Annotated in this window: 3 protein-coding genes and 1 pseudogene; all 4 read left to right on the forward strand. The window is 46.4% G+C overall.

What is annotated here, in order from left to right:
• Nucleotides 1-71: 71 nt before the first annotated feature.
• The 4 genes and pseudogenes from CLV65_RS08605 (at nucleotide 72) to CLV65_RS08615 (ending at nucleotide 1,881) form a co-directional block, all read left to right on the forward strand.
• Entirely contained in the window at nucleotides 72-389 is a 318-nt protein-coding gene (locus tag CLV65_RS08605; protein ID WP_094692029.1) for a serine integrase family protein, read from the forward strand.
• Between the two features lie 28 nt (nucleotides 390-417).
• Nucleotides 418-492: pseudogene (locus tag CLV65_RS09160) on the forward strand (hypothetical protein); the annotation flags it as partial.
• The gene (locus CLV65_RS08610) at nucleotides 489-806 is read left to right on the forward strand and encodes a hypothetical protein (protein ID WP_211278448.1); all 318 of its coding nucleotides are present in this window, start codon (nucleotides 489-491) and stop codon (nucleotides 804-806) included. The pseudogene CLV65_RS09160 and the gene CLV65_RS08610, both read left to right, overlap by 4 nt.
• A gap of 58 nt (nucleotides 807-864) precedes the next feature.
• Complete coding sequence (locus CLV65_RS08615; RefSeq protein ID WP_094692030.1) at nucleotides 865-1,881, forward strand: hypothetical protein; 1,017 nt, start codon at nucleotides 865-867, stop codon at nucleotides 1,879-1,881.
• Nucleotides 1,882-2,595: the final 714 nt, after the last annotated feature.

Raw genomic sequence — 2,595 nt, forward strand, 5'->3', positions numbered from 1 at the left:
TCATTGTCTAGCGACTGAAAATCGTACCCGGCGCGGCCCATGTCCTTTTCCATCAAGGCCGGAATCCGAAAATGCGCAAGAATTCGGACGTTATCAACATTAACACCTTGGATGCGAAGGGCGAGGTGCTTATGACAATCATGGCGGCGCTGGCCCGGCAAGAATCGGAATCTTTGTCTGCAAACGTCCGCCTCGGCATCCAGTTCCGAAACCAGCAAGGCAAGGTGCAGGTCAACCACAATCGGTTCCTTGGATGCACCAAGGATAAGAATGGCAAGCTGGTCGTTGTCCCGGAACAGGCAGAGATTGTCAAAAGAATATATGCCGAGTACATGGACGGCGCGAGCTTCTTTAGATCAAGCGAAGACTTGAGGCAGGCAGTATCTTGAATGATGCCGGAAATAAAAATGGGAAGTCAGCAACATCCGACAGATCCTTACCAATAAGAAGTACATCGGCGATGCGCTTCTGCAGAAGACCTACACACCGTGAGTGTTCTGGAAAAGAAGCGCATCAAGGACGACGGCCAGGTACTGAAGTGCTATGCGGAAGGAAGCTATGAGGTGATCATCGACAGAGATGTGTTCCTCCGGGTTCAGGCTGAGATTGATAGGCGTGCCAATATCATCAAGGGCGGCAAGAAACGAGTCTTACAGTTCAAAGTGCGCGTTTTCCAGTGTTATCATTTGCAGGCACTTTGGCGATATTTTCCGCTCAAGACGCCGGACGAGATCGTCAACCGGACCTTTGTCCAGATGATGGAAAAGCTTGGATACGACATCGAATTGACATATAAGAAACGATGAGGTAGATTCTCGGGAAACACATATTCCATTATAGGAATATCATGAAAGGGCGATCCGAATGGGAAATGATACTCCTCAAGATGATGTGGAAATCGTAGATTCTTCTGAATATACAGATGAGCCTACTCAATGCTTTGAATATATTCCGGAAGTTGCACAACCATTGTTAAATAAGGCTCGGACAGCTTTTTCAAAAATTGAGAAGGCATTGTATTCTGCTCCGGCATTCATCAATGCTGTAAAAGCAGCAGTTCCTTATGAAACGTTACAGGCAGTATTGACTGACGAGCAGAAGAAGAAGATAGCAGATGGCGCCCTGAAACTGATGACTAAAAAAGACGGATCACTCATGGCAAATCTGGTCAATCCTGAAACAGGGGAAATCGTCACAACGATTCCGTTAAAGTCAGTACAGATGGCCCCAGAATTGACACGAGCTATTATGGACTTCTCAACACAAATGCAGTTAGCGCAGATAGCTGAGCAGATACAAGCCGTGCAACTCGCTGTTGAAGAGGTACGAATGGGTCAGGAATATGATCGTTTGGCCACTGCTTATAGCTGTCAGCAGAAACTCCTTCAGGCAATGGAAATAAAGAATCCAGAACTGAAAGCCATGGCGTTAATGCAACTAGTCTCTGCAGCAGAAGATAGCAGAAATCTATTGATGTTGAGTCAGAAAACAAATGTCGAATTTATCAAGAACGAACCGGTAAATTTTATTCAGAAGGCTTTATTAGGTGCATCGGCGGATAAGATCAACAGCAGAATGAGTGAAATTCGAGAGAGTCTCTGCGCCGTCAATATGGTGTCGTTTGCAGAAACGATGGCTTATCAAGAGTTGGGAGAACAAGAAGCAGCAAGAAAGAGCCTTACCTATTACGCTGGATTTATAGAAGATACATATACTTCCGTTCCTGGTCTTGTAGAGCGGTTGGATATGATCGATCCATCTCCGGAAAACTACTGGACTAAGACACTTCCAGAAATTAGTGAAAAAGTTAAAGCGCTTCCGAGTCCATCAGATATAAAATTATTAGAAGGCAACGCGTCGTCGGAGAAAAAATATGAGTGAAGAAAAGATTAGGATCTGCGCAAATAAAAACTGTCAAAAGGTTCTGCCGTCTGGGTATAAGTATAGATATTGTGAGGCTTGCCGGAATAAGCAGGCCGAGAAAGTAAAAAAGGGGATAGGCGCTGTTGTTGGAGGTGCGGCGACAGTTGTAGTTGCCTTGGTGACTCGCAGAAAGATTAATTTTAAAAAGTAAAGAAGGCAATACGGACTGGACTGCTATCTGGGAAGTTCGCGACAAGATGAGGGAAGAGCAAACAGGAGGAAATTAAACCTATATTTACGAATCAGCAGTGAAAAGCCTCCGGTTGTGTCCGTTTTTCGAGGGGATGCAGCCGAAGGCTTTTTCTCTCTGATGGCGGTACGCTGCATGTCAAGTGTCGCGGACACGCCTGTACAGCAACGGTTGTCAGGCACCTACACCGCCGAAGGGCTAGATACCAACTGCCGACGATGATTGCTCCTATGAAAGAATCCCCGTGTGGTTCCTTGTGACTAGCGTTCTTTCTGGGAGCAATCGGTGATTCCGGATGTGCAAACAAGCATCCGGAATTTTTTTCGGCTCTTCAGGTATCCCTGTGCGTATCCTGCTGTGGCTTGCCCTCCAGAGGCAGTGCTGTTGGATAACGTCCGAATTCTTGCGCATTTTCGGATTCCGGCCTTGATGGAAAAGGACATGGGCCGCGCCGGGTACGATTTTCAGTCGCTAGACAATGA

The sequence above is a fragment of the Pseudoscardovia suis genome, from assembly GCF_002797875.1.
GTDB lineage: Bacteria > Actinomycetota > Actinomycetes > Actinomycetales > Bifidobacteriaceae > Pseudoscardovia > Pseudoscardovia suis.